The organism is Rhizobium sullae (assembly GCF_900169785.1).
GTDB lineage: Bacteria > Pseudomonadota > Alphaproteobacteria > Rhizobiales > Rhizobiaceae > Rhizobium > Rhizobium sullae.
Map to the genome: position 1 here is coordinate 1 of NZ_FWER01000080.1, position 19,237 is coordinate 19,237.

A 19,237-nucleotide genomic window follows, 5' to 3' on the forward strand; every position below is an offset into this window, starting at 1 on the left:
GAGGTTTCATTGGTCCTCCTTTCGCGGATCTCATACCCTTGCATGATAGCACGGCCGTTAGTCTTCGGCACGGTCGTGAGCACGCGGGAATCGGGCCGCGGCGAATTTCTAAGACAGGCGATCCGATCCCCGCCTGGCCCTCGCGCTGAGTGAGCTCGCTGCGTCAATGTTCCGGTCATACCTTCCGGCAATTTCAACATTTTTGAATTATGCACTGGATCGGACTTCTGCTTCGGGTCGGCAGCCGCTGTTGGCAGATGTGCTGCTGAACGGCGGCCATCTCAGATCAGGGCTTCGAGGCAGATGGACCGCTTCCGGCCCCATCCCGGACAAGGGTAGCGCAATAGGGTATATATGCGGGTTTCGGTAAATCGCGGACAGGAATTCCATTAATTCGCGGACAGCGATTTCGCTAAATCGGGACAGTGATTTCGCTAATTCGCGGACACTGATTCCGGTAAATCCCGGACAGTTTTTTCAGGGTCAAAAGATCGACTTTCGCCCGCGCCATCTCTGCCATTCTGGCCCGATTTGAACGAGGTGCGGTGAATGGCAAGACGGAAGTAGGCTAGACTTATCGACGTGAAGGACATTCGATCGATTTTGAAACTGACGCACGAACAGGGCTTTCCGTGCGTGCGATGTCGGAGCGGCTGAAGATCAGCAAAACAACCGTTTCGCAAGCCTGGCGGTTGGCAGCGAAACCGATGCTGCAGGTAATCCATGGGCCGACATTCTCGGCGATGGCCGCGATCGTTCCTGGCTTGCGCATGTTTTCTCCTGTCGCGAAAACAAGAATTTTTTCTTACCTCTCTTGCAACTTGCCCGAGGATACACAAACTCGTAATGTAGGCTACACGAATGGAGCTACACAAAATGACTCTTAACATAAGGAACCAGGAAGCGGACAATCTAGCGAGGGAACTTGCCCGGATCGATCGCACAAGCATCACTGATGCGGTGATCTCTGCTCTTCGCGAGACCATCCGAAATCGGATGCACAAGGAGAGTCCACGCGACACAGCGCAGAAGATTCTTGCAAGACGCGGCTTGGCCTTCCAGCCGGATCGCAAACCAGTGCCGCTGGAAGCCTATCACGATCTCGATCACAATCTGCAAGGTGAAAAGTAGATGTTTGTAGATGCCTGTGCAATCGTGTCGATGATGGCTGGCGAGGATACCGCTGAGGCTTACGAGACCGCATTGCTTGATGCACCTTCGCCCTTCACGTCAACTCTAGCGGCCTGGGAAGCTGTAATCGTCCTTTCCCGGCCAGACCAACTGAACTGCGCTTTCAGCGCTGCAGAAGGTGCTGTTGTCGAATGGTTGGAAGCAAGAGGTATTCGTCTTCGCGAACCAGGCTCACCGCGCCGAGTGTTGTCCTTCGCTGTCGCGGTGGCCGAGAAACACGGCATCGGCAAACGTTATCTCAGCAATTTCGACTGCTTCCATTACGCCTATGCCAAGGCAATGCGTGCACCACTTCTGACCTCGGATGAGCTCCTACGCAAGACCGACGTAGAGACTCGCCCTTAGCGTAGACGGAATTGTGCGTCGGCACCTGACGACGAAAAGGCCCGCAACGCGGGCCTCTCAGGCGCCTAATTTTAATGCCTTCTCCTTCCGAATATTACGAGGACCTGATTTAGTGTGATGCCGCTGCTGTGAGAACCTGCTACCCTGACTCGGTGTAAAGACAGGCTAGAGCAGAAGGTTGAAACCGGGCATTCCCCTGGTGTGCGGTTACGCCAAGCCGGCCTTGCGAAGCCCGTCCACCACCAACTCGAAATCCGCGGGGTTCTTGTAGGGCAGCACTTTGCGACGGTATTCCAGGGAGTAGTCGGGATTAACGCGGAGCACCTCCTGCCAAGCCGCGCGGGCCTCGTCGAAACGGCCCAGATGGCCATAACTGGAAGCCAGAAGCGCGCGAGAAACATCGGTAACGGGATTGCGGGTCAGCCGCTCTTTCAGCAAGCCAACTGCCTGTTCGTACCTTCCCAGTTGAAACAACGCCAATGCCTGGAAGTGCAGGAGCACATCCGGAAAGTAAGGGTTCAAGACCTTCGCCCCATCGAAATACTTGAGCGCCTCGTCGGCCCTGCCCGAGTAGTACAGCGCCTCGCCGAGGCTGACGTGCCCTTCAGCGAAGTTCGGATTGAGGATTATCGCACGCTGGGCCTCGCTGATGGCCATGTCGTGCCGTCGCGAATACAATTCGACGATGCTCAGCGCCCAGTGCGCCCTAGGATCGCGATCATCCAGCGCTACCGCCCGCCTCGCAAGCTCTTCTCCTTGCTCGCGCGAATTCGGCGGCGACGGGCTCCATCCGTTCAAGTAGTCGAGTCCGTGGGTAAGGGCCAGGAACGCGTGGGCCGAGGCGAAATTCGGGTCCAGCTCGATTGCACGTTGCAAAAGACCCCGGGCGGCGATGTTCGTCTCCTTCGTCAGCCGGTGCCATAGCTCTCGGCCACGCAGGAAATAGTCATAAGCCTCCACGTTGCCAGTGTGCTCTGGCGCCATCCGCTGCCGGTCGCCTTCCGTCAGGTTGATGGCCATCGCATCCACGATCTGCTGAGTGACATCGTCCTGGACCGCGAATATGTCGGTCAGGTCACGATCGAAGCGCTCCGCCCACAGATGGCCACCCGAGGCTGCGTCGATAAGCTGGGCGGTGATCCGTACCCTGTTGCCGGATCTACGGACGCTGCCTTCCAGCACGTAGCGTACGCCGAGGTTTCTGCCGACCTCCTGCACGTGGACGTTCTTGCCCTTGAAGGTAAACGACGAATTGCGGGCGATGACGAAGAGCTGCGGCAGCTTTGAGAGAGCCGTGATGATGTCTTCCGAGATTCCATCGGCGAAATACTCCTGCTCGACATCACCGCTCATGTTGGCGAAGGGCAGCACGGCGATCGACAGCTTCGGCGGCGGTACCGTCGCCAGCCGGCTTGTCGCGGATTCGGAGTTCGCGGTTGCCTTTGCCTCGGCGGTGCCGACACGCAGCGAATACACCCGGATCGGCTCGGCGATGTTCTTGAGCTGCGTGTTGCCGAGATCGCTGACTGAGAGGTCAAGCCGCGCCTTGACCTGACGATAGGCATCCTCTGATAGGCAGATGGCGCCAGGCGCCGCGACGCCCTCCAAACGCGAGGCGATGTTGACGCCGTCGCCCATTAGATCACCGTCGCTTTCCTCGACTACGTCGCCGAGATGAATTCCGATCCGGAACTCGATGCGGCGCTCCTGCGGCACGCCGGCATTGCGCTCGACCATGCCATTCTGCACTTCCATGGCGCAGCGTACGGCGTCTACCACACTGCGGAACTCGACCAGCGCCCCGTCCCCTGTGCGTTTGATCACGCGTCCGTTGTGCACGGCGATGGTCGGATCGATCAGGTCGCTGCGCAGTGCCCGCAACCTCGCCAAGGTACGTTCTTCGTCTGCGCCGGCCAGCCGGCTATACCCGACCACGTCGGCAGCCAGGATCGCTGCTAGCTTCCGGTTCTCGCTCATCGAGCCATCTCCCTAGTCGCCATAATAACACGAAGACACAGGGAAGGAGGAAAGTTCGGTGTTCCAGCGTGCCGGTGGGCAAGATCCAGGCTCGCCATCTGTTCACCCTCATGCCTGAAAGCTTACGATGCTGAGCACCGATCGCGAGGCGCGCTGTCGGTCGTCAAAGCTACATCGTCCGACTTCTAAAAGCGCCCGCATGCCACAAATTATCTGATCGAACTGAAGCTCAATGCGGCCGCCGCAGCATCGGGACGAGCATCGGCGACGAACCGACCTGGATCGCGCCGAGCGGCTCGAAGCCGTAGCGTCGGTAGAACGGAATGTTGCGCGGGTTCGAGGATTCCAAATAGGCTGGCGCGTGATCGCGATCGCACCGTACGAGTGCGTAGGCCATCAAGGCGTCGCCGTGACCTTCGCCTTGATGCGCCGGGTCGACGCCGATCAGGGGCAGGTACCAATGTGGTTCGGTCGGGTGGTACGCGCCCATCTGCTCGAATATGGCCGTGGTTTCGGGGGCAAGAGAGGGCGCAACCGTGCTCTCGAGCACCGCACCGAGCCCTTCCTCGTCGGAATGCACCCCGGGCGATAGCCACAGCGCCGTCCCAGCGTAGCCGTCGGTGCAAAAGGCGGTTCCGTTAGAGAATGAGCTGCTCCCGAACGCCCGGATCATTCGCGGCATGGCCGCAAGGTACTGGTGTGCATGCGGCCAGGTCCATCGCGCCATAGGATCCGCTGCAAACGCCAGCATGACCGTTTCGACCGCCAGATCTTCCTCGGCCGCGGCCATGACTCTCACTGTTGGCGATTTCACACTGCCCTCCTGACGTAGGTGGTCCGACGAGGCGCCCGCGCCCGTTCTCAGCTACGCATCGTAACCCGGATGGCGTGGGAGCGATATCGGTTGCTGCTGCCTCAGCGGTTCCAGATTCGCTTCGGTCCATTCTGGCCTTCTGAAATGGACATTCAAGATGCAACTGGCGTCGATCCGCTTTGAACGTAACCATTACAGATCAGAACAAATGGCCGTAGCCGACAAGTGGTGTGTTTGAATGTCTGCTTTCAGGAGCCGAGAGAAGTCGTTGGAATGCCTGTTCAAGGTCGATACGGAACGGCCGCTTCTCATCGATGTCATCCCGTAAGCTGCCCGTCCGCTCTCGGCCTAATATCAGTCAATTCAGCCTGCCTTGCTGACGACGGACCCCAGAACCAATCGATCGCCGCTTTCGCTAAGCAGGCCCGAGGTGTAAACTATTTAGCCTTTCGAGGGCGCAGCCATGTTTCGAATCCTGTGTGTGGTGGCTGTCTTACTCGCGTCGGTGAGTGTCGTCGCGGGTGAGTCCTTGTTTGACGCCGTGAAGGCCGGCGACACGGCCAGAGTCGAGCGCCTGCTGGCGAGCGGAGCCGAGGTCGACAGCCGTGATCGCGACCAAGCCACGCCGCTGATCGCTGCGTCGCTGAACGATCACCCGGCGGTCGCGGAGCTGCTGCTCAGCAAACGCGCCGACGTGATGGCGCGCAACGCCGGGGGCTTCACGCCACTCCATGCGGCGGCGTATTCGGGCAGTGTGCGGATCGCAGAACTGCTGTTGGGCAAGGGCGCTGTTCTCGAAGATGCTGCCAACAAGGCGGGCGTGACACCGCTGATGGTCGCCGTAGAAGAGAACCGCGTCGCCATGCTTGAGCTGCTGATCGCCCGCGGCGCCGATGTCAGCCGGCCGGAGAGTCTTCACGGGTACACGCCGGTGACGCGTGCCGGCTTCAAGGGTCATAGAGACATTATACGGGTGCTCAAGCGCCACGGCGCGGCCTGCCCGCCCGCCGAGGTGATCGGCGCCTTGTTGTGCATCGAGATGAGTGACTGAACGGAGGACGGAATATGTGCGAAGCAATCCAAAAGTACGGCGTGACCCCGACTCGAGGATCAGCATTTGGAGCGACATTCTCGATCGCCTTGATGGTCAGTTGCGTTCCTGCCCTCGCCGCCGACGAGGTCAATACCGGCTATTTCGGCGGTGTCGCGATCATGGGCTACGACCCGGTTGCCTATTTCACCGAAGGCCGGGCGATGAAGGGCTCCGAGGAGTTCTCCCACGACTGGCTGGGGACGCCGTGGCAGTTCGCCAGCAGCAAGCACCGTGAGCTCTTCATCGGTGAACCTACCAAGTATGCCCCACAATACGGGGGCTACTGCACCGGGGAAGTGGCCTCCAATGGTGCCACGATCAATATCGATCCGGAAGCATGGGCGATCATCGGCGGTAAGCTGTACCTGGCTTACAGCAAGGAATTCATGGCCGAGTTCAAGGCCCGCCCGAGCGGCCTCTTGGCAAAGGCCGAGGCGAATTGGCCTGCCGTCGAGACCCAGCTGGAGGAGGACGGGTTCCAGTGATGCGCAGATCGAGGTGCCACGTCGAGACGGGCGGCGGACCTACTCGACGGGCGAAAAATGGAAGAGCGTGAACGCGTTGACATAGGTGTATTCGGGTTTGCCCGGGTCATGGGTTCGCCGATAAACCGGGCCGCAGCGGGGCCGCCCGAGTAACACGTTCTCGCTCTGCTCGCACAGCATGTCCCGATCGACGAAGGCGGTCCCGGTTGCGATCTGTGTCGGGGTCCGGAAAGCCGTCTTGCCATCGCGGCCAAGTTGCAGGAGAGCCGGATCGCCCGCGCCTGTCTGTCCCTGCCATGTCCGCCCGAAGGCCAGGCGGGAGATATCCGCCCCACTCAGCCTGTCGCGATCCTCGCCGCGGAAGTCGAAGGGCCATTCGGGAAGGCCGGCGTCGCGCATGGCTTCGAGGACGCGCTCGAGGTCCTGACCATTGCGAAAATGGGCATAGAGAACGCGCCAGGTCTCGACGGAAGTGACGGGGACGGTACGGCGGGCTTCCCCGGCCGCGTCGCGGGCTTCGCTCAAACGACCGGCGCGAGCGTAGGCTGCGGCGAGTAAGGCATGAACATCGATGAGGCGCGGCGCCTCGGCGCGGGCGCGCTTCAGCGTTTCAGTCGCCCGGGCGTAATCCCCATGCAATAGGAACGCCAGTCCCGCGACCAGCCGTTCGCTCGTCGAGAGGCTGGGGTTGAGCCGCTGCGCGGTCTCGATTGCAGCGACAGCCTCGGCGTGGCGGCCGGCGAAAGTGAGGACGAGGCTCAGCGCCGCATGGGCCTCGGCGTCGCTGGGTCCCAGCGCCACGGCCCGCCCGGCGGACGCGAGTGCCTCCTCGTATCGGCGATCCACGACCTGAAGAATGGCGAGAATGGCATAGGGCCGCGAGGATTCCGGGTTCAGCTCCAGCGCGCTTCCGGCCTTCTCATACGCCCGTCTCCTAGCCACGGGGCCTGGCAGAACGTTGTCATAGTCGAGGCGCCAGACATAGACCGCGGTGCGCGCATCCGCCGCATGCGCCTCGGCGAAGGAGGGATCGAGCGTGGTCGCTTTCGCGTAGAGCTGCAACGCTTCCCGCAGCAGGCCGGTTCTCTCCGCCTGCTCGCCGCGGAGATAGTAGTCATAGGCTTCGAGGTTCGCGGTCGGCGGCCGCGCCAACTGACCTTGCTCCGACGCCGTCGACTGCACCCCGAGAGCCTCGACGATATGGCGGACTACTTCGTCCTCCACGGCGAAGACATCCGACGCGCTGCGGTCGAACTCCTCGGCCACCAGATGGTCGCCGGTCGCCGTATCGATGAGCTTAGCATTGACATGGATCCGGTCGCCGCTTCGCCGGACGCTGCCTTCCACCACATAGCGGACACCGAGGTCGCGCGCTATGTCCTGCACGACGACCGGCCGGCCCTTATAGGTGAAGACAGAATTGCGAGCGATGACGACCAGTCCCGACAGCTTGGCGAGGTCGGTGATGAGATCGTCAGTGATCCCGTCGGCGAAGTATTCCTGTTCGGAGTCGCCGCTCAGGTTTGCAAACGGCAGGACGGCGACGGACGGCCGCTCAGGCGGCATAGACATCTGCCAGACCACGAGCATCGCGACGGCGGCGGTCAACACCGCTCCAGCCACGGCCAAGATCAGGAGCCGAGCGCCCGCCTTGCGCGTTGTGCCGACAACTCTTCCCGCTGCCCCAGCATCGAGTAGGACGCGATAGACGCGCACCGGATCGGCGATGTTCTTGACGTGTTGCTCACCGAGATAGGCAAAGCCCACATCGACCTTGTGAATGGCCTGATCGAAGGCGGTGCCAGAGAGCATCACGCCGCTAGGATCGGCGATCGTCTGCAATCGGTCGGCAATGATCACGCCCTCGCCGTGGATGTCGTCGCCCTCTACGATCACGTCGCCAAGATTGATGCCAATGCGAAACGCAAGCCGACGGTCGGCCGCAACGCCGACCTCCCGCTCGGACTTGGCGCGCTGGACCTCAACCGCGCAGCGCACCGCATCGACCACGCTGTGGAACTCCACCAGCAGCCCGTCGCCCATGGTCTTGACCAGCCGGCCATGGTGCGCGGCGATTCTCGGCTCGAAGACCTCGCGCAGATCGGCTTGGAAGCGGGCACGCGTGCCTTCCTCGTCGGCTTGGCTCAGGCGGCCATAGCCCACGACGTCCGCGATTAGGACGGCGGCGAGCCGACGCTCCATACCTAGTCCTTCGTGAGAGCGACCACACGGCTAACCACGCAAGGTTACGCCGAACCATTGGCAAACGCGAGTGCGCCGAAGATTGAGCTGAAAGATTGACGCGGTTTGTAGGTTGATACTAGCGGACGTAGCGGTCAGCGCTACCGTTTCGATCTCTGTGTGAGAAGGTCGGCTTAGGGCCCGGTCAGTCAGGGAACTCGGACCTACCGGATCGAATGTCCGCTATCGCTTTTTTGGACGCCAGAAACTGCCGGTCGGCTGTCGGCACCAAATTGGAAATTATTTCCGCTTCGCGCCTTCGCTCCGGCCGGAAAGGCCGGTGGAGTCACTTCCCAAGAACAGACGTTCCCCCGAGGCGAGCTTCCCGACCCGCGCTACTCGCTTATGCTGGAAAGCAATTCGTCGAGCTGTTCCAGCTGCTCCGGCAATGCGGCCGCCCCGCCCTGTAGTGCTTCCTCAAGCGCCTCCTTGGACGGATAGACTTCGTGGAGATTCAGCAGCGTCTTCCCGCCCTGGTCCTCGAAGGTCACGGTCGTGATCGCGCCTTCCTCGCCCTCGTCGTTGGTCCAGACGATGCGCTCGTTCGGCACCACCTCGAGATACTTGCCGTAGAAGGCCATGGTGTCCGAACCGCCGGCGCCGAATTCCAGCCGATATTTGCCGCCGGTACGGACGTCCATATCGCACGATACGAGCGAAACGCCGGATGCCGATTTTGGCACCCACCAGCGCTGGAACAGCTCGGGCTGGCTCCACGCCCTATAAACCGCGCTCGGCGGCCCATTGAATGTCCGCGTTACAACGAGTTCGCGATCCCCTTTGCGCTCGACTGACGTGCGGTTCTGCGCACCATCTGCACTGTTAACTTGCTGATTCATCGCTTCCCTCCTGTGTCATTTCGCTGATGATTTCGTCCAATGCTTCGAAGCGGGTCTCGAAGAGCTTGCGATGCGCCTCGATCCACTCGGCCTCCGCCTTGAGGCCGCGTTTCCCAAGCTTGCAGGTTCTCACCCGCCCGACCTTCTGCGTGACGACGAGCCCCGCCCGCTCGAGAACCTGGACGTGCTTCTTCATGCCGGTCAGCGTCATCTGGAACTTATCCGCGAGACTGGTGATCGACGCGTCCCCTCGCCCAAGCTGATCGATGATCCCGCGGCGGGTCGCATCGGACAGCGCCGCAAACGAGAGATCGAGGGGAGGACTTAAATACTGAACCATCTAGTTCAGTGTATAACCTGCTCGCGCATGAAGCGCAAGCATCCCGAACTTTCCATGCCGTAAACCGGTCGTCCGAGATCATGCACCGCGGCGCCGGCAGCAAAAATCGTCTGTTGCGGGTCAAGCTCACCTCTAAAGGGCGGCTCTGCGACACCAACTAGCAGCAAGTCGAAGTGGGGAATCAGACGGATACGCGTCCTGCGATTCACGCACCGACGGCATTTTGATCAGGCAATGAGCTGATGCGACCGGCAGTGTCCGGCACACGCTTTTCAAGCACGGTGCTATTGTACAATCTCTACCAGAACGCGCTTACGTTGATTGCCCGATGAGTTTAAAATTGGTCTTTTGGGCGGCTCCTCCGAGGCCGCCGGCGAAGAGCCTGTCAAGGGAGGAAACCATGACACCGATCGATCCCAACAAATCGCGTACGTGGAATAGGTCAGTGCTCGGCGCGGCCGTGCTCGGCATGGGCGTGCTGCTCACGGGAACGAACGCCAGCGCCGGCTCTGTGGACAAGACCCCATTCGGAAACACGCAGGACGGCAAGGCCGTCGATCTCTACACGCTCACCAACGACAGGGGCGCGTCCGTCAAGTTCATCGCCTATGGTGGCATCATCACGGCGATCAATGTGCCTGACCGCTGGGGCAAGCTCGACAACGTCGTGCTCGGCTTCAAGGAACTCGCCGACTACGAATCCATGAACCCCTATTTCGGCGCCTTGATCGGACGCTACGGCAATCGCATCGGCGGCGCGAAGTTCACGCTTGACGGCACGCAATACAAGCTCGCCGCCAATAACGGGCCGAACAGCCTGCATGGAGGCACGAAAGGCTTCGACAAGGTCGTCTGGGCGGTCGAGCCGCTGAGCAGCGTCAGCGGCGCCGCAGCGCGGCTGGGCTACACGAGCAAGGACGGCGAGGAAGGCTATCCCGGCACACTCACGGTCCGGGTCGTCTATAGCCTCACCAACGACAACGAGCTGCGTATCGACTACGAGGCGACGACCGACAAACCAACCGTGGTTAATCTCACGAGTCATTCCTACTTCAATCTCGCCGGCGACGGCACGGGTGGGATCGACGATCACATCCTCACGATCAATGCCGATCGCTACACGCCGGTTGATGCGACGTTGATTCCTACCGGGCAGCTCGCCTCCGTGACCGGCACGCCGTTCGACTTCCGCCAAGGGATGCCGATCGGCGCACGCATCCGCTCGAACGACCCACAGATGGCCTATGGCCGCGGATACGATCACAACTTCGCGCTGAACCGGTCAGGTAGTGGGCTTTCGCTCGCAGCGCGAGTCTACGAGCCGCGCTCGGGCCGGATCATGGAGATCTCGACCACCGAGCCCGGCGTCCAATTCTACAGTGGCAACTTCCTCGATTCGACGCTCGTCGGCGCGGCCGGTCAGCAATACCGCCAGACCGACGGCTTCTGCCTTGAGACGCAGCACTTCCCGGATTCGCCGAACAAGCCGCCCTTTCCGACGACGGTGCTGAAACCGGGCGAAACGCTGAAGTCGACTACGACACACAAATTCTCCACCGACGCGTCCTAGCGCTGCAGCTGCGTTCTTTTCTGGTTGCTGAATCGATGGGTCGCCACGACTCGGAGATCATGGATGACGGGCATTTCGATCGAGACGCTGGAGCCCTGGGCGTCGTCGCTGTGGGAGGCAAGGCAGCGGATCCGGAGACTTAGCTTGCTTGCTGGCGCTATGTCCCCGGCGAAGCCAGCGAACGTCTGCAGCTTTCCATCGCCCACAAAGTCCGCTGGCCCTAGCCAATCAGACCAAGTCGCTGTCTACCTCCGAAAGGGGGCGCATCAGGTCGCGGGTCGCAGCGCGAACGGCAGGTTTGGAGAAGCGACATGAAAGTCCCGCGCATCAGGCGGTCATCATGTCGATTGACAGCATCAAAGGACCGGACCGGCGCATTATGAGCGTCTTTCACGTTTCTAACGCTAACCCGTTGCAAAATGCCGCAAAAAGCGGCGCAGGTCAGGAGAAGCCTTGCACGCATTGCATTGCTGCAATGCAATATAAAGCATTCCACTTTCTCGAAGTTATGATAAAACATACTTATCGAAACGGCGATCTCCTCCTCCCAAAGCCGCTAGATGTGGGTCGGCAACACTCCTCCTCCCAGTTGTCGATCGAGTTTATAAAGCCCGACGGATCCTCCCCCGTCGGGCTTTTCATTTGTCAGCCCTACAAAATTGATGCTTACTCAGCAGCCTTCCGAATAGCGGTCGAACTCAATGCCGAGCGCGGGCCGTGGATGAAGGTCCAGGCAGGCGCGGTTTTTTTCCAGAGCACGCGGGCATCGTCCTCATCGATACGGGCGAAATTGAAGGTCTTCGCCATTTTCGACGAGAGATAGGAAAGCGTTGCGCCGGGACGATCGATGACGGCGATCGGGAAGGTGCGGGCGATTTCTTTCCACTTCTGCCATTTGTGGAAGGTCTGCAGGCTATCGGCACCCATAATCCAGATGAAATGGATGTTCGGATTGCGTGCCTTTACCCTGGCGAGTGTGTTTGCCGTGTAACTGACGCCGAATGCCTGTTCGAATGCAGTCACCTTGATATGCGGATCGGTTGTGATCGCTTCGCTGAGTGCGATGCGCTCGGCAAGCGGCGCAAGATGGTTGCGGTCCTTCAGTGGATTGCCGGGCGTCACCATCCACCAAAGTTGGTCGAGGCCGAGGCGCCGTATGGCAATCTCCGCAACCAGCGCATGCCCCTGATGCGGCGGATTGAAGGAACCACCAAACAGACCGACGACCATGCCGCGCTCGGTGTGCGGCATGCGAAGGTAGCGACGGTCTATGTCGTCTGTCGTCACGTCAGGGCCGCGTTTGTCCGGTGCCACGCACGCGGTATTTGAAGGACGTAAGCTGCTCAACACCAACAGGACCGCGGGCATGCATCTTGCCCGTCGCAATGCCGATTTCCGCACCCATGCCAAACTCGCCGCCGTCCGCGAATTGTGTGGAAGCGTTGTGAAGCAAGATGGCTGAATCGATTTCGGTAAAGAATCGCTCGACGACAACCGGATCTTCTGCGATCACGGCTTCCGTATGGTTCGACGAATACGTCTGGATATGTGCGATCGCACCCGAAATGCCGTCCACAACGGCAACGGAGATGACCGCATCGAGATACTCGGTCGACCAATCTTCCTCGGTCGCCGGCTTCATTCCTGGAGCGACCTTCAACACCGTGGCGGATGCGCGGATCTCGCAGCCGGCCCCAGTCAGCGCTTCCAGTAGCGGCGTCAGGTGCGTGCCGATCGCAGCGCCATCGACAAGCAGGGTTTCCACGGCACCGCAGATGCCCGTGCGGCGCATCTTGGCATTGACGATGATCTGCTTTGCCATTTCGATATCGGCCGACTTGTCGACGTAGATGTGGCAGAGGCCTTCGAGATGGGCAAAGACCGGTATGCGGGCTTCGTTCTGCACGCGGGCGACGAGGCTCTTGCCGCCGCGCGGCACGATGACGTCGATTGCACCTTCCAAGCCCCGCAGCATGGCGCCGACGGCGGCACGGTCCGAAACCGGAACGAGCTGTATGGCATGCTCCGGAAGACCTGCCGCCTTTAGCCCTTTAACGAGGCAGGCATGGATAGCCTGCGATGAACGGCGCGAATCCGAGCCGCACCGCAGGATCACAGCATTACCTGCCTTCAGGCAAAGCGCACCGGCATCTGCCGTCACATTCGGCCGGCTTTCGAAGATGACGCCGATGACGCCGAGGGGCGTGCGGACCCGCTCGATCTTCAGTCCGTTCGGCCGATCCCAGGCGGCGATCACTTCGCCGACCGGATCTTTCAGCGCAGCAATGGCGCGGATGCCTTCTGCCATTTCGCTGATGCGCTGGTCGTTCAGCGTCAAGCGGTCGATGAAGGAGGCAAGCATATCGGTGCCGGCGACATCGTGCAGATCCTTGGCGTTTTCGGCAAGGATGTGCTCCTTGCTTGCGAGGATCGCGTCGGCCATCGCATTCAGCGCCTTGTCCTTGGCTTCGGTGGACGCAAAACCCAGCGGTCGTGCCGCAGCCTTGGCCTTGCGGCCGATGTCGTTCATCAGCGCGTCAATGTCAGGGCTTTGTGCAACAGTCTCAAGCATGGGCCGCGTCCTTCTTCTGCCTTTCCGATTTCGAATTTACCTGTGACGTCATCACCATATCGTCGCGATGGATCATGGCGGTACGGCCCGGATAACCGAGGATCGCTTCGATCTCTGCCGATTTGCGGCCAACGATCTGGCGGGCGTCTTCTGCGTCGTAGCTGACGAGGCCGCGGGCGATCTCGCGCCCGGAAGGGCCGATGATTGCCACAGTGTCCCCTCGGCTAAAAAGCCCGATCACCTTGCGAACGCCGGCCGGAAGCAGGCTCTTGCCGGCACCGAGCGCCGTCACGGCGCCGTCATCGACATGCAGTTCTCCAGCTGGCTGCAACTGACCTGCGATCCAGGTCTTGCGCGCGGTCACGGGGGTACCGGACGGCGCGAACCAGGAGGAACGTGCGCCGTTCGCAATGGCGGATAGCGGGCTATCCGTTTTGCCGGAAGCGATGATCATTGCGCAGCCCGACGTCGTTGCGATCTTGCCAGCGTCGATCTTCGTGCGCATGCCGCCGCGCGACAGCTCGGAAGCGGCGCCGCCTGCCATGGCCTCGATCTCGGGGGTGATCTCGGCGATCGTCTCGAGGAATTCTGCATCCGGATCAAGGTGCGGCGGCGCAGTATAAAGTCCGTCGATATCGGATAGAAGGATCAGCAGATCGGCGCCCGTCATCGTTGCGACACGGGCGGCGAGGCGGTCATTGTCGCCGTACCGGATTTCGCTGGTTGCAACCGTGTCATTCTCGTTGATGATCGGAATGGCGCCGATCTTCAAGAGCTGGTTGATGGTGGCGCGGGCATTGAGATAACGGCGACGCTCCTCCGTATCCCCGAGGGTGAGCAGGATCTGGCCCGCCACGATCTCATCCCGCGACAGGCTTTCCGACCAGGCGCGTGCGAGCGAAATCTGGCCGACGGCTGCCGCCGCCTGGCTTTCTTCCAGTTTCAGCGCGCCAGAAGGCAGATCCAGCACAGAGCGGCCGAGCGCGATAGCGCCCGAGGAGACGACAAGCACGTCCGCGCCTCTTGCCTTAAGTGCGGCGATATCGGCGCACATTGCATTCAGCCACGCGTTTTTGAGCCCGGTCTTACGGTCAACAAGAAGTGCTGAGCCGATCTTGATGACGATGCGGCGGTAGCGATCGAGCGGCTTACGCGTCGTCATCCGTTCTGTCCTCGTCGGTCGCGATCATGTCGCGATGCCGCAGCTTCGGCGCTTTGGCCGGCTTCTTACCGCCCGCATTCGCTTCGACAATGACGTCGCGCAGAGCTCGCAGAACCTCGGTCATGCCCTTGCCGGTTGCGGCCGAAATCTGGAACGGCGTCTTGCCGCAAGCCCTGGCGAGCTCCTTCGTCTTCTTCTTCAGCGTCGCGTCGTCGAGTACGTCGATTTGTGCGAGCGCAACGATTTCCGCTTTGTCGGTCAGTTCGTTACCATAGGCTTCAAGCTCGTTCTTCACAGTCGTATAAGCTTTGCCGACCTTTTCCTCCTGCGCCGAGACCAGATGCAGCAGCACGCGAGTACGCTCGACATGGCCGAGGAACCGGTCGCCGATGCCAATGCCCTCATGCGCGCCTTCGATCAGTCCCGGAATGTCCGCCAGAATGAACTCCTGCCCGTCGATCGTTGCCACGCCGAGGTTCGGATGCAGGGTCGTGAAGGGATAGTTGGCGATCTTCGGCCGTGCGCGGGTGACTGCCGCCAGGAAAGTGGACTTTCCGGCATTGGGAAGGCCGACGAGCCCGGCGTCGGCGATCAGCTTCAGATGCAGCCAGATCGTCTTTTCCTCGCCAGGCAGACCGGGATTTGCCCAATCCGGTGCCTGATTGACCGAGGTCTTGAAATGCGCATTCCCCCAGCCGCCGTTGCCGCCGGCGGCAAGCCGGAAACGCTGTCCTTCTTCCGTCAGGTCGCAGATCAGCGTTTCCTGGTCTTCTTCCAGGACCTGTGTTCCCACCGGGACCTTGAGCGTCACGTCTGCGCCATTGGCGCCGGTGCGGTTTTTGCCCATGCCGTGCGTGCCGATCTGGGCCTTGAAATGCTGCTGGTAGCGGAAATCGATCAGCGTGTTGAGGCCGTTGACGGCTTCAATCCAGACATCGCCGCCGCGACCGCCATCGCCGCCGTCCGGTCCGCCGAACTCGATGAATTTCTCGCGCCGGAACGAGACGCTGCCTGCGCCGCCGTCACCAGACCGAATATAGACCTTTGCTTCATCGAGAAATTTCATTTTACTTCCATCATCGGTGGCTTTTACGCGCCCCATCCTGCCGCTTTCGATATAGGCGGTTCAAGCCGAGGTCAAAGATTATCGTGAAGTTTGCGAGCTATAACATACAGTACGGCTTCGGTCTTGATGGGATTTATGATCTCGGCCGTATCGCGGAGAGCCTCGATGGCGCGGACATCATCGCGGCGCAGGAGGTGACCAGAGGCTTCGAACGAAACGATTTTGCCGACATGGCGGCCGATCTTGCGGCCTTCTTTCCCGACCATTTCTGGGTCTATGGCCCGGCCTGCGATCTGCACGTCGAGGCGGGCGAAGATGATTTTCCGCCGCGCGGCACGCGCTTCCAGTTCGGAAACATGATCCTTTCGCGGTGGCCGATCCTTTCGGCACGCACTCTGCTTCTGCCTCGAAGCCGCACTCTTTCGAAACTCAACCTGCAGCGCGGTGCAACCGAGGCCGTCATCGATACGCCGGAAGGCGCGCTTCGCGTCTATTCCGTTCATCTCGATCACGTTTCGCCCGACGAGCGTATATGCCAACTCGCCTATTTGAACGAGCGTATCAATGCGTTTCCCTTCGAAGGTGGATCGCTCACGGGTGTTGCTGAATTCGAGATTGCGGATCTGCCGCTTCCGGAAGACTACGTCATCCTGGGCGACTTCAACATGGTGCCGGAATCTGCGGAATACTGCTCGTTTGTTGGAATGGACGACAGATACTACGGACGCGTGCCGCGCATCGGAACACCTGTCGATGCGCTGGCCGCGCTCGAAGGCTACATGCCCGGAAGCTATAGTTGGATCGATCCGGAGAACCACGGAAAGCGTATGCATCTTGACTACTGTTTCGTCAGTTGCGGCCTGCAGGGCCGCTTGAAATCCGCCCATGTGGATACGGATTCGGTGGGTTCCGATCATTTCCCCCTCTGGGTCGAGATCGGCGGATAGGAAAACGCCGCAGCGCGGAGGCTGCGGCGTTTTTGTCTCGTCAGGCAACCTTCGTGATCTGCAGGGCGCCGGGTTGAAGCACGGTTTCGACATGCGACACCATCGTGTTGCGGGCGAAACTGTAGATCTCCGCGCATCCCGTCATCCGGAAGCCGAGCTTCTCCTGCAATCTCAGCGAGGCTGGATTATCCGCGAACACGCCCGAGTGAACCGCCGTATCCGGCATCCGCCGGGAGAAGCGCTCCAGCACCGCTGCGACAGCTTCGCTCATATAGCCGCGTCGCCAAAAGTAGCGGTTCAGCCAGTAGCCAAGGTGCCAGCGGCCGTGGCGAAGTTCGACGGAGACGACGCCGATATGCGCGTCGTCTCCGTCGGTGACCGCCAAGTGCCAATCCGGCAGACTGCCGGACGTCACGGGAACCAGCCAATCAAGTGCGTCCTGCCTGTCATAGGGCGCGGGCACGCGGGCAAGCATCCGAGTGATTGCGAAGTCTGACAGCGATTCCGCAATCGCATTCGCATCGGCCAACCTGTGCGGGCGGAGCGTCAGCCGGGGCGTGGTGACGACCGGCACGCGGCCGGGCGTCACTTGCTCGCTCTTGGGTCGCTGCAAGATGGCGGCGCTCATCACAGGCTCCCCCAACTTCTCAGCGACATCCAGGTCTTCCGGTCGAGCCGGTACCATTCCACGGGCACGTTGCTGCCGAGGGCCAGAGACGCGGCAAGTCCTGAGCCCTGGAACTGGAAGCCGCACTTCTGGATAACCCGCCGCGACGCGATGTTCATCACCCGGCAACGGGCATCAATCTGATCGACATTGTCGCGTGTGCGAAAGACCATGTCGACCAGCGCGTGGCAGGCTTCGGTCGTATAGCCCTGGCCCCAATAAGGTTCGCCGAGCCAGTAGCCGATTTCGACGGTGCGTTCGTCGACTTGCGGCTCTACGCCGCAGCACCCCATGAAGGCGCCGTTTTCAGCTTTGGTGATGGCATAGACGCACTTGCCAATCTCGCCATTCTTCGTCCGACGCACGAAGTCGGCGGCATCATTGGCGGTATAGGGGTGCGGCATGCGCGATACCATTGTGGCGACTTTGGCGTTGTTGGCGAGATGGGAAAGGGCGTCAATGTCTTCCTCGTGGGGCGCGCGCATGACGAGCCTTTCCGATAACAAGACAGGGCAATCGGTCCTTAACCGCTCCGGCCTCAGCCGTTCTTGGGGTGACCGTGGTTGGTCAACCCTTATCAGTTCGCCTTGCATGTTCAGTCCTCCTTATGGACAAAGAAAAAGGGGAGATGGCGCCCCATCTCCCCTGTTTTCTGGACTGAACCTGGTACGGCCAGCCGGGTCGATGAGACGCCGGCTGTTTTTGAGCGCTACCGGCTTATTCCGCTGCTTCCGCTTTCGGCATTACAGACACGTACACGCGACCATTGGCCTTCTTTCGGTAGTCCACATTGCCTGCCGTAAGCGCAAAAATGGTGTGGTCCTTCCCGAGGCCGACATTGGCGCCCGGATGCCACTGCGTACCGCGCTGACGCACGATAATGTTGCCTGCGATGACGGTTTCGCCGCCGAACTTCTTCACGCCAAGGCGCTTGGATTCGGAATCACGACCGTTGCGTGACGAACCGCCAGCTTTTTTGTGTGCCATTGGAGTTCTCCTTTAAACCTTTAGTCCCGTGATCTTAATTGGCAGCCACGATGTCCGTGATGCGGACGACCGTGTGATGCTGGCGGTGGCCGCGCGAACGCTTCGAGTTCTGACGGCGGCGCTTCTTGAAGGCGATAACCTTCTTGCCGCGGTTGTGCTCGACCACTTCGGCCTTGACGGAAGCGCCCTTGACGAAGGGAGCACCTATCGCAGCGTCGGCGCCTTCGCCGATTACGAGGACTTCGGTGAATTCGATGGAGTCGCCAGCGGTGGCTTCAAGCTTCTCGATGGTCAGCACGTCGTTGGCTGCCACACGGTACTGCTTACCGCCGGTCTTGATGACTGCGAACATTTTTGATCCTTTCATGTTCGATCCAGCTCTCCCCGCAAACTGCAGGTGGCCGTCTTTTTATCAGTCGAAATTAAGCAGGATTTCAGGGCGTTCGCCCGGAACTCTGTCTGCCGGTGAAACCCCGCGCGAGCGCGAGGCTGGCAAGGCACGGACTACTCCACACCTATTCCGTGAGCGAGATACGCGAGTGTCAAAAAGCTGTCAAGGCAAAAGGAGGAAAAGCTTTACAATTTCGTCTTGCCAGTCCGCCTTTTGATCGCTATGAGACAGCCCGCGCGAAATATGCGCCAACCAGCACCGCGGAGAGGTGGCAGAGTGGTTGAATGCACCGCACTCGAAATGCGGCATGCCTGCAAGGGCATCGGGGGTTCGAATCCCCCCCTCTCCGCCATAAAGTTTCGGCGCAAAGAAAATAACTTCCGGTACATGTTCGGTGTCCGGCCGTAGATTTGATGGGTGCCAAACTACAGTTTCCAGTAGTAGACGGCGAATCGTCTTTGGCCTATCGATGGGGCATGCGATCGTCCCTGGAACATCTGCCGGAAGAAAAGCAGCGCGAGCTTGCCCGCGTTGTTTCGATCATCCATGA

The 19,237-nt window shown here is 60.5% G+C and carries 20 protein-coding genes and 1 tRNA gene; 7 read left to right on the plus strand and 14 right to left on the minus strand.

Annotated features, from left to right (window positions below):
• Positions 1–574 precede the first annotated feature (574 nt).
• Positions 575–772, minus strand: coding sequence for a hypothetical protein (locus BN1800_RS36210; protein ID WP_087005292.1), 198 nt, complete (start codon positions 770–772; stop codon positions 575–577).
• A gap of 104 nt (positions 773–876) precedes the next feature.
• Here BN1800_RS36210 and BN1800_RS36215 point away from each other — a divergent pair, with 104 nt between their 5' ends.
• Positions 877–1,131 (plus strand): type II toxin-antitoxin system VapB family antitoxin, encoded by a 255-nt coding sequence (locus BN1800_RS36215; RefSeq protein ID WP_165928230.1) that lies wholly within the window; start codon positions 877–879, stop codon positions 1,129–1,131.
• Complete coding sequence (locus BN1800_RS36220) at positions 1,132–1,536, plus strand: type II toxin-antitoxin system VapC family toxin (RefSeq protein WP_087005295.1); 405 nt, start codon at positions 1,132–1,134, stop codon at positions 1,534–1,536.
• 207 nt (positions 1,537–1,743) lie between these two features.
• Here the strand turns inward: BN1800_RS36220 and BN1800_RS36225 are convergent, their stop codons facing one another.
• Together BN1800_RS36225 and BN1800_RS36230 are read right to left on the minus strand one after the other, a co-directional pair.
• Complete coding sequence (locus BN1800_RS36225; protein WP_087005297.1) at positions 1,744–3,513, minus strand: adenylate/guanylate cyclase domain-containing protein; 1,770 nt, start codon at positions 3,511–3,513, stop codon at positions 1,744–1,746.
• 229 nt (positions 3,514–3,742) lie between these two features.
• A complete protein-coding gene (locus BN1800_RS36230) occupies positions 3,743–4,327 on the minus strand; it encodes a GNAT family N-acetyltransferase (RefSeq protein WP_179213989.1) in 585 nt (194 codons plus the stop codon).
• A gap of 463 nt (positions 4,328–4,790) precedes the next feature.
• Between BN1800_RS36230 and BN1800_RS36235 the strand changes: the two genes are divergently transcribed.
• Positions 4,791–5,378: an ankyrin repeat domain-containing protein gene (locus BN1800_RS36235; RefSeq protein WP_087005303.1), complete on the plus strand. Its 588-nt coding sequence runs from the start codon at positions 4,791–4,793 to the stop codon at positions 5,376–5,378.
• Positions 5,379–5,392: 14 nt separating this feature from the next.
• Positions 5,393–5,905, plus strand: coding sequence for a YHS domain-containing (seleno)protein (locus BN1800_RS36240; RefSeq protein ID WP_425299095.1), 513 nt, complete (start codon positions 5,393–5,395; stop codon positions 5,903–5,905).
• Between the two features lie 39 nt (positions 5,906–5,944).
• Here BN1800_RS36240 and BN1800_RS36245 read toward each other — a convergent pair whose 3' ends face one another.
• From BN1800_RS36245 to BN1800_RS36255, 3 genes are all read right to left on the minus strand, one after another.
• Positions 5,945–8,107 carry an adenylate/guanylate cyclase domain-containing protein gene (locus BN1800_RS36245; RefSeq protein ID WP_087005306.1) on the minus strand — a complete coding sequence of 721 codons (2,163 nt, stop codon included), beginning with the start codon at positions 8,105–8,107 and terminating at the stop codon, positions 5,945–5,947.
• A 374-nt stretch (positions 8,108–8,481) separates the two neighbouring features.
• The gene (locus tag BN1800_RS36250) at positions 8,482–8,985 is read right to left on the minus strand and encodes an SRPBCC family protein (RefSeq protein ID WP_087005309.1); all 504 of its coding nucleotides are present in this window, start codon (positions 8,983–8,985) and stop codon (positions 8,482–8,484) included.
• Positions 8,969–9,325 carry an ArsR/SmtB family transcription factor gene (locus BN1800_RS36255; RefSeq protein WP_087005312.1) on the minus strand — a complete coding sequence of 119 codons (357 nt, stop codon included), beginning with the start codon at positions 9,323–9,325 and terminating at the stop codon, positions 8,969–8,971. The genes BN1800_RS36250 and BN1800_RS36255 overlap by 17 nt, the downstream gene beginning before the upstream one ends.
• A 400-nt stretch (positions 9,326–9,725) precedes the next feature.
• Between BN1800_RS36255 and BN1800_RS36260 the strand changes: the two genes are divergently transcribed.
• Positions 9,726–10,895 carry an aldose epimerase family protein gene (locus BN1800_RS36260; RefSeq protein ID WP_087005315.1) on the plus strand — a complete coding sequence of 390 codons (1,170 nt, stop codon included), beginning with the start codon at positions 9,726–9,728 and terminating at the stop codon, positions 10,893–10,895.
• 666 nt (positions 10,896–11,561) lie between these two features.
• Here the strand turns inward: BN1800_RS36260 and BN1800_RS36270 are convergent.
• Genes BN1800_RS36270 through obgE form a run of 4 tightly spaced genes read right to left on the minus strand, consistent with a single transcriptional unit; the run spans position 11,562 to position 15,695 of the window.
• Positions 11,562–12,209, minus strand: coding sequence for a nicotinate-nucleotide adenylyltransferase (locus BN1800_RS36270; RefSeq protein WP_179213990.1), 648 nt, complete (start codon positions 12,207–12,209; stop codon positions 11,562–11,564).
• The gene (locus BN1800_RS36275) at positions 12,184–13,467 is read right to left on the minus strand and encodes a glutamate-5-semialdehyde dehydrogenase (protein ID WP_087005321.1); all 1,284 of its coding nucleotides are present in this window, start codon (positions 13,465–13,467) and stop codon (positions 12,184–12,186) included. The genes BN1800_RS36270 and BN1800_RS36275 overlap by 26 nt, the downstream gene beginning before the upstream one ends.
• Positions 13,460–14,629: a glutamate 5-kinase gene (gene proB / locus BN1800_RS36280; protein WP_087005324.1), complete on the minus strand. Its 1,170-nt coding sequence runs from the start codon at positions 14,627–14,629 to the stop codon at positions 13,460–13,462. Before proB ends, BN1800_RS36275 begins: the two co-directional genes overlap by 8 nt.
• Positions 14,616–15,695, minus strand: coding sequence for a GTPase ObgE (gene obgE / locus BN1800_RS36285; RefSeq protein WP_087005327.1), 1,080 nt, complete (start codon positions 15,693–15,695; stop codon positions 14,616–14,618). The genes proB and obgE overlap by 14 nt, the downstream gene beginning before the upstream one ends.
• Before the next feature lie 83 nt (positions 15,696–15,778).
• On the opposite strand from obgE, the gene BN1800_RS36290 reads away from it, so the two are divergent.
• A complete protein-coding gene (locus tag BN1800_RS36290) occupies positions 15,779–16,642 on the plus strand; it encodes an endonuclease/exonuclease/phosphatase family protein (RefSeq protein WP_087005330.1) in 864 nt (287 codons plus the stop codon).
• A gap of 40 nt (positions 16,643–16,682) precedes the next feature.
• Here the strand turns inward: BN1800_RS36290 and BN1800_RS36295 are convergent, their stop codons facing one another.
• From BN1800_RS36295 to rplU, 4 genes are all read right to left on the minus strand, one after another.
• Positions 16,683–17,270 (minus strand): GNAT family N-acetyltransferase, encoded by a 588-nt coding sequence (locus tag BN1800_RS36295; RefSeq protein WP_087005332.1) that lies wholly within the window; start codon positions 17,268–17,270, stop codon positions 16,683–16,685.
• Positions 17,270–17,902 carry a GNAT family N-acetyltransferase gene (locus tag BN1800_RS36300; protein ID WP_027513706.1) on the minus strand — a complete coding sequence of 211 codons (633 nt, stop codon included), beginning with the start codon at positions 17,900–17,902 and terminating at the stop codon, positions 17,270–17,272. Before BN1800_RS36300 ends, BN1800_RS36295 begins: the two co-directional genes overlap by 1 nt.
• 124 nt (positions 17,903–18,026) lie before the next feature.
• A complete protein-coding gene (rpmA, locus tag BN1800_RS36305) occupies positions 18,027–18,296 on the minus strand; it encodes a 50S ribosomal protein L27 (protein WP_087005335.1) in 270 nt (89 codons plus the stop codon).
• Positions 18,297–18,330: 34 nt separating this feature from the next.
• The gene (rplU, locus tag BN1800_RS36310; RefSeq protein ID WP_027513708.1) at positions 18,331–18,648 is read right to left on the minus strand and encodes a 50S ribosomal protein L21; all 318 of its coding nucleotides are present in this window, start codon (positions 18,646–18,648) and stop codon (positions 18,331–18,333) included.
• Between the two features lie 301 nt (positions 18,649–18,949).
• Here rplU and BN1800_RS36315 point away from each other — a divergent pair.
• Positions 18,950–19,039 (plus strand) — tRNA-Ser (locus BN1800_RS36315).
• Positions 19,040–19,237 lie beyond the last annotated feature (198 nt).

Coding starts and splice junctions, on each gene's coding strand:
- BN1800_RS36210 (WP_087005292.1), bottom strand. CDS start 772: ATGCGCAAGCCAGGAACGATCGCGGCCATCGCCGAGAATGTCGGCCCA.
- BN1800_RS36215 (WP_165928230.1), top strand. CDS start 877: ATGACTCTTAACATAAGGAACCAGGAAGCGGACAATCTAGCGAGGGAA.
- BN1800_RS36220 (WP_087005295.1), top strand. CDS start 1,132: ATGTTTGTAGATGCCTGTGCAATCGTGTCGATGATGGCTGGCGAGGAT.
- BN1800_RS36225 (WP_087005297.1), bottom strand. CDS start 3,513: ATGAGCGAGAACCGGAAGCTAGCAGCGATCCTGGCTGCCGACGTGGTC.
- BN1800_RS36235 (WP_087005303.1), top strand. CDS start 4,791: ATGTTTCGAATCCTGTGTGTGGTGGCTGTCTTACTCGCGTCGGTGAGT.
- BN1800_RS36240 (WP_425299095.1), top strand. CDS start 5,393: ATGTGCGAAGCAATCCAAAAGTACGGCGTGACCCCGACTCGAGGATCA.
- BN1800_RS36245 (WP_087005306.1), bottom strand. CDS start 8,107: ATGGAGCGTCGGCTCGCCGCCGTCCTAATCGCGGACGTCGTGGGCTAT.
- BN1800_RS36250 (WP_087005309.1), bottom strand. CDS start 8,985: ATGAATCAGCAAGTTAACAGTGCAGATGGTGCGCAGAACCGCACGTCA.
- BN1800_RS36255 (WP_087005312.1), bottom strand. CDS start 9,325: ATGGTTCAGTATTTAAGTCCTCCCCTCGATCTCTCGTTTGCGGCGCTG.
- BN1800_RS36260 (WP_087005315.1), top strand. CDS start 9,726: ATGACACCGATCGATCCCAACAAATCGCGTACGTGGAATAGGTCAGTG.
- BN1800_RS36275 (WP_087005321.1), bottom strand. CDS start 13,467: ATGCTTGAGACTGTTGCACAAAGCCCTGACATTGACGCGCTGATGAAC.
- proB (WP_087005324.1), bottom strand. CDS start 14,629: ATGACGACGCGTAAGCCGCTCGATCGCTACCGCCGCATCGTCATCAAG.
- obgE (WP_087005327.1), bottom strand. CDS start 15,695: ATGAAATTTCTCGATGAAGCAAAGGTCTATATTCGGTCTGGTGACGGC.
- BN1800_RS36295 (WP_087005332.1), bottom strand. CDS start 17,270: ATGAGCGCCGCCATCTTGCAGCGACCCAAGAGCGAGCAAGTGACGCCC.
- BN1800_RS36300 (WP_027513706.1), bottom strand. CDS start 17,902: ATGCAAGGCGAACTGATAAGGGTTGACCAACCACGGTCACCCCAAGAA.
- rpmA (WP_087005335.1), bottom strand. CDS start 18,296: ATGGCACACAAAAAAGCTGGCGGTTCGTCACGCAACGGTCGTGATTCC.
- rplU (WP_027513708.1), bottom strand. CDS start 18,648: ATGTTCGCAGTCATCAAGACCGGCGGTAAGCAGTACCGTGTGGCAGCC.